Source organism: Aminobacter carboxidus, assembly GCF_014863355.1.
GTDB classification, from domain to species: Bacteria; Pseudomonadota; Alphaproteobacteria; order Rhizobiales; family Rhizobiaceae; genus Aminobacter; species Aminobacter carboxidus.
Window position 1 is genome coordinate 432,794 of sequence record NZ_JACZEP010000005.1, and the last position, 6,000, is coordinate 438,793.

Consider the following 6,000-nt stretch of genomic DNA (forward strand, 5'->3'; position numbering starts at 1 on the left):
GCCATCGGCCGAACGCCTGGCGCTCACCGTTCGTGGCCTGCTGTGACCGCCAGAAACCCGGCGCGGGATTGAAACAACATTGCGGAGCACAACTTTCGCCGCAGCGCATCCGCCGTCCAAAGCAGCAATGATTTCCACCACTTGAGACACGTCGATTAGGCGTCGAACGGAGCAGGCTGTCAAACGCAACCGGCAATTTTCCGGCTATCCGGAAAATCTGCGGAAGCGATTGTTTTGACGTTGCTGGCCGGCCTAGCCTTTCGTCCACGAATGCCTGCGGGCGCCCACCGAACTGCACTTCCTGACGGAGCGACAGATGAACTCATTGCGCATAACCGACGTTGCGACGGCCATGCCGCTGGTCGCCGAAGCAGCCGCCAAGATCGAGGTGCGGGGCGTGCGCAAGCGTTATGACGCCAACGGCAATGTCGAAGCGCTCGCCGGTGTCGACCTCAACATACGGAGCGGCGAATTCGTCTGCCTCGTTGGTCCGTCAGGTTGCGGCAAATCGACGGTGCTCAGGATGATCGCCGGCCTGCACAAGCCAAGCGAGGGCGAGATCCTGGTGCACGCCAGCGGCACGCGAGCGGTCCCCACCGCCATGGTGTTCCAGAATTACAATGTGTTTCCGTGGAAGACGATCCAGGCCAATGTCCGCTTCGGCCTGGAGATGACCGGCATGGCCGGCGCCGAGGCCGACAGGCGCGCGACCGCGTGGCTCGGCAAAATGGGTCTTGCCGACTTCGCCCACGCCTATCCGCCGGCGCTCTCCGGCGGCATGCTGCAGCGCGTCGCCATCGCCCGCGCCATGGCGGTCGAGCCCGAAATCCTTTTGATGGACGAACCTTTCGCCGCGCTCGATGCCCAGCACCGCCGTATCCTGCAGGACGAATTGCTGACGCTTTGGCAAGAGGACAGACGCACTGTCGTCTTCGTCACCCACAGCCTCGAAGAAGCGCTGCTGCTCGGCGACAGGGTCGTTGTGATGTCGGCGCGGCCGGGACGCATCATCGCCGAATTCGAGGTGCCGTTCGCGCGGCCGCGTGCGCCGGAAATCCGCGGTGAGCCGATGTTCGCCAAGCTCGAACAGGAAATCTGGAACCTGCTGCGCGAGCAGGTCGGCAAGCACGCTGCCTGAAAATCAAGATCGACGCGGAGGAGGCGACGAGCATGGAAAAGACCATCACTATCAGGCCGGGCGAAGCAGAGCGCGACCCGCGCGGTTATGCACGCCGGGCGCAAAGGCAGGAAAAGGTGCTGGCAATGGCCACGCCTGTCGTGTTCTTCATCCTCTGGGAGATCTGTGCCCGCGCCGGCCTTCTCGATTCCCGCTTTTTCCCTGCACCAAGCGCGATCTTCATGTCGGCGGTCGAGATGACGCGCACCGGCATGTTGCAGCAAGATGTGATGGCAAGCGCGCTTCGCGTGCTTGCAGGTTTCGCCATCGGCGTCCTCACCGGGTTGGGCGCCGCGCTGTTGCTCGGCCTGTCGCGCCTGACACGCGCAGCGCTGGAGCCATTCCTCACCGCGCTATACACGGTGCCAAAGCTTGCCCTGCTGCCACTGCTGCTGTTGATCTTCGGCCTAGGCGAACTGCCAAGCGTGCTGCTCGTCGGCATGACCGTGTTCTTCCTGGTCTGGATCCAATGCATGGAGGCGGTGCTCGCCATCCCCGAGAACTACCACGAGGCGGCCCGTTCGTTTGGCGCCAAGGGTTGGAACATGTTCAGGCACGTCACCTGGCCGGCGCTGCTGCCGCAGCTGTTCATTTCCATGCGCATCGCCATCGGCACGGCGGTGCTGGTCATCGTCGGCGTCGAGTTCGTCCAGGCAAGCCAGGGCATAGGCTACCGCATCTGGCATTCGTGGTCGCTGTTTCAAGCCAACCGGATGTATGTCGGCATCTGCACGGTGGCCTTGATGGGTTTCCTGTTCAGTTCGCTGGTGCGCTGGCTGGGACATGTGATGCTGCCCTGGACGGCGTCGTCGACCAAGAGGTCCCGCTAAGTCCAGCGGAACGACCGAAGTATCCTCAGATGCAATTGCTCGATGCTCCGGGCGGCGTTTGGCGAAATGGGCATCTTTCTTCGTCTGCCCTTCTAGCGGTGACCGGTGGGAGGCCACGAATGAGTTCCAAGATCTACATCCACGAATACATCGACATCATTGGCGCCAACCGGGCTAACTACTTCAGGCATATGACGACCGACTGGGGTCGGCACAGTGCCGAACGCCATCAGAAGTGCTTCGGTGTCTGGGGCACGCTCGGCAGTACCGGGCAGTGGCCTCAGGTGGTCAACCTGTGGGAGTACGACGACTGGGAGAGCCTTGCAGCCAGTTTCGCGCATGAGACAGGCACCGACACCATGCAGGACAAAGCCCTGGAGACATGGTGGCTCACCGCGCAAAGCTACCGTAGCGGCGGCTTCGACCGCGTGTTGATTGCAGCTCCTTGCTCGCCCCCTATCGAACAGCTTTGTGCCGAAGGCACCGTCGTGGGTGCCAAGGTGTTTTTGCATGAGATCGTCAGCATCAAGTCAGGCTTTGCACAGGACTATCTGCAACTGGTGTCGGAGCATTGGCTCGGGCCGGCGAAGGAACTTGGGCTCCACCTCGTCGGCGCATTTCGCACCGCCATGCGCAACGACTCGGAAGTGGTGCTTATCTGGGCAATGCAGGAATGGAGCGACTGGGCCCGTGTAAGCAAGGCGCAAGGCAGCCAGCCATTCCTGACATGGCGCGCCAAGACCAAAGATATCGCTCTCGACTGGGTCGGGCATCTGATGTGTTCGGCACCTGCCTCTCCGCTCAAGACTGGCGTCCAGCCTTGTGCATGACAGAGCAGACGAGCGACGTTACCGGTCGCTAGCCGATGACACGGCTTGAGATCGAGAGACAACGCCGAGATCAATCTCCCCCGGGCGCGCTCGACTCGGCGCAAACCAACATACGCCTTTAGTTCGGCTGACACGCCATCCGGACAATGCGGATCTGGAACTCCACAATCGGCCGGCCGCTGTTAGCAGAGTCGACGGCAACAGCTTCACCCCCACTTCTAGCTACGGTCATTTGCTAAGCGCACATTGAATGCCGCGTCTGCCAGTTTGCGGAACCATCTTTCGAAGTCGCGAATTGTTGCTGCAAAAGGAGCTCACACAGATGTCCAAATCCAAACCAGATAAGTCGCCCAATCCCAAACAGCCCGATCCCAAGGACAAGCCGACGAGGGACACGCGAGACAATCCAGCGCCAAATCCAAATGGCGACGTGCAGAACACGAGCCCTCGAGAAGAAGTCGAAAAGATTTATCGGAACCGGAAGCGCTAAAGACAACGCGGAACCCGTCGTTGTCATAACGAATTGTCGCATCCCTTTTGGCAACATCGATAGGAGCGAGACGTGAACAACCGATCGGCAGCGATAAATTCAGCGGCACGGACACCTACGGCCCGATGAGGCCATATCGGCCAAGTAGAGCGATTGGTCCTTGAAAAAGGCGCCGGCCGGGTGGGCCGCGAAGGGAGCAAGGACACGGAGCGTCGGGCACAGCATTATCCGCGGGTTTGCGTCGCACCGTCCACCAAATGGTCGTGCAAATTCATTTCTAAGCTTGCGCGCAGCCTTGCAGAACGAACAGGTGAGACAATCACTGTCGCCACTCGACGTGCGCTCGAAGAGAGGATGCGCAGGCTCGGCCCAACATAACTCCCCTGGTACGGTACCTCCCCTTGTCGGTGAATTCACGCAAACGAGCTCGCCGACAAGATTGAGCACCCCAGCGATGCTGAAGATGCCCCGACCGAGGCCGGCTGCCTCGATGATGTCCAATGTGGTGTTCGTGATCGGCAGCGATGCCAACTCACAACAGCGATAAACTCAGATCGGAACGGTCACTCGGTGTCAGTTCAGGAAACCGTCGAGAACGTGATCACTCTGCTAGAAGAGGCAGAACGGCAACGTTTGTAGTCGACGGGTCCAACCTTTGTGCCGCGCCACAAAGCCGCCAAGTATGAGGCATAGGGAAGATTGCTATCACTCACAATTACGCATATCGTGAGCTATAGAATGGAGCCCTATAACTCATGGTATGGAACTGGCAGCAGGCCGACTGGCCGAATTTTTCCTACGACAGTAAGGTACTGGAGCCGCTAGAAAGCGAGTTCCTGTTGCGCTCGGGCGAGTTCCTGGGTGTCTTTCGTCATGTCGGCTCTCACGAACGCGACCAGATTCGCGTCGATCTCATCAGCGAAGAAGCACTGAAGACGTCCGCGATTGAGGGGGAGTACCTCAATCGCGAAAGCCTGCAGTCATCCTTGCGCCAGCAACTTGGTTTGGACAGCACGACCAGGCGCGTTCCGCCTGCGGAGCACGGCATCGCTGAAATGATGGCCGACGTGTATTTGCATTTTGCCGATCCGCTCACGCATCGCACACTTTGTGCTTGGCATAAGATGGTGATGTCGGGTGAGCGGCGTCTCGAGACCATCGGCAACTATCGCCAGCATGCCGATGCGATGCAGATCGTTTCCAATCGGCTGGATAAGCCAAAAGTTCATTTCGAAGCTCCCCCTTCGGTGCGTGTAAAAACTGAAATGGACGCCTTCGCCAAGTGGTTCAACGATACTTCGCCCAAAGGCAAGATGCCGCTTCCTGCGTTGACACGTGCCGGTATCGCGCACCTTTACTTCGAGAGCATTCACCCGTTCGAGGACGGTAATGGCCGCATAGGACGTGCTCTGTGCGAAAAGGCTCTGGCGCAAAACCTGGGTGAGCCCACCCTCATTGCCTTGGCCTACACGATCGAACGCCACCGCAAGGCCTATTACGACAACCTGGAGGCCAGCAATAAGAGCAATGCGATAACGGAATGGCTGCTCTACTTTGCCAACACGATCCTTGACGCTCAGCGCGTAACACTCGCTCGTGTCGAATTCTCCATCGCCAAGGCCAAGTTTTACGAACGCTACCGAGATCAGTTCAACGAGCGCCAGGAAAAGGCCATCGCCCGGATGTTCCGCGAGGGCATTGACGGCTTCAAAGGGGGGCTCAGCGCCGAGAACTATATCGCCATCACACAGGCGTCCCGCGCCACGGCGACAAGAGACTTGCAGGACTTGGTGGCCAAACATGCCCTAACAAAAAAGGGCGAGCGCAGGCACACGCGCTACGCACTCCAAGTGTCAGATTCTGACGGATAGGTCTTCTCCCGTTCCCAGTCGATCATAATAGATGCGCCATGAGGGTTCCCAAAATCACCGTCAGCGCGGCATACTTTCCTCTATGCGGTCGCTGCAACATGACAGCTGCGAATTGTACGCGAGTCCCGCCCCGGCATAACCTTGGGGACATCGACCTGCCACCGCTCAAAAAGATGCCCGCAGCGCGGCCGAGGGGTTGTGGAACCTCGGACGCACCGCCGGTCTACGCCATGGCTTTGGGAACACGCGGGCCAAGCTGGGAGGCTTGAGGGCCGGCGAAAAGCCGTGGCGTTTAGGGGACCGGCCATGGGGGCCTGGCCGGCAGTGGGAGCTCAGTAAACCACGGCGCTTCTGATGCTTTCGCCTGAGTGCATCAGGTCGAAGCCTTTGTTGATGTCTTCGAGCTTGAGGGTGTGGGTGATCAACGGGTCGATCTGGATCTTGCCTTCCATGTACCACTCGACGATCTTCGGCACGTCGGTGCGGCCACGTGCGCCACCGAAGGCGGTGCCCTTCCAGGTCCCACCGGTGACCAGCTGGAATGGCCGCGTTGCGATCTCCTGGCCGGCACCGGCGACACCGATGACGATGCTTTCGCCCCAGCCGCGATGGCTGGCTTCGAGCGCCTGGCGCATCACTTTGACATTGCCGGTGCAGTCGAAGGTGTAGTCGGCGCCGCCGATCTGGTCGGCACCACGCTTGGTCATGTTGACGAGGTAAGGCACGATGTCGCCCTCGACCTCCTTCGGATTGACGAAATGCGTCATGCCGAACTTTTCGCCCCAGGCCTTGCGGTCATTGT

5 protein-coding genes and 1 pseudogene are annotated in these 6,000 nt (G+C 59.7%); 5 read left to right on the forward strand and 1 reads right to left on the reverse strand.

What is annotated here, in order from left to right; genetic code table 11:
* Positions 1–316 precede the first annotated feature (316 nt).
* The 5 genes and pseudogenes from IHE39_RS18525 to IHE39_RS18545 all read left to right on the forward strand — a co-directional run bounded on the left by IHE39_RS18525 (position 317) and on the right by IHE39_RS18545 (position 5,198).
* Positions 317–1,138, forward strand: a complete 822-nt coding sequence (locus IHE39_RS18525) for an ABC transporter ATP-binding protein (RefSeq protein ID WP_184771505.1) — start codon at positions 317–319, stop codon at positions 1,136–1,138.
* Between the two features lie 32 nt (positions 1,139–1,170).
* Positions 1,171–2,007 carry an ABC transporter permease gene (locus IHE39_RS18530; RefSeq protein ID WP_184771503.1) on the forward strand — a complete coding sequence of 279 codons (837 nt, stop codon included), beginning with the start codon at positions 1,171–1,173 and terminating at the stop codon, positions 2,005–2,007.
* Positions 2,008–2,126: 119 nt separating this feature from the next.
* A complete protein-coding gene (locus IHE39_RS18535) occupies positions 2,127–2,837 on the forward strand; it encodes an NIPSNAP family containing protein (protein WP_184771502.1) in 711 nt (236 codons plus the stop codon).
* A gap of 763 nt (positions 2,838–3,600) precedes the next feature.
* A pseudogene (locus IHE39_RS30730) lies at positions 3,601–3,696 on the forward strand (type II toxin-antitoxin system VapB family antitoxin); the annotation flags it as partial.
* Positions 3,697–4,082: 386 nt separating this feature from the next.
* On the forward strand, positions 4,083–5,198 hold the full coding sequence (locus IHE39_RS18545; protein WP_192567503.1) for a Fic family protein: 1,116 nt from the start codon (positions 4,083–4,085) through the stop codon (positions 5,196–5,198).
* A gap of 332 nt (positions 5,199–5,530) precedes the next feature.
* Here IHE39_RS18545 and IHE39_RS18550 read toward each other — a convergent pair.
* Positions 5,531–6,000, reverse strand: a 470-nt coding sequence (locus IHE39_RS18550; protein WP_192567504.1) for a zinc-binding dehydrogenase, incomplete at its 5' end; no start/stop codon positions are given.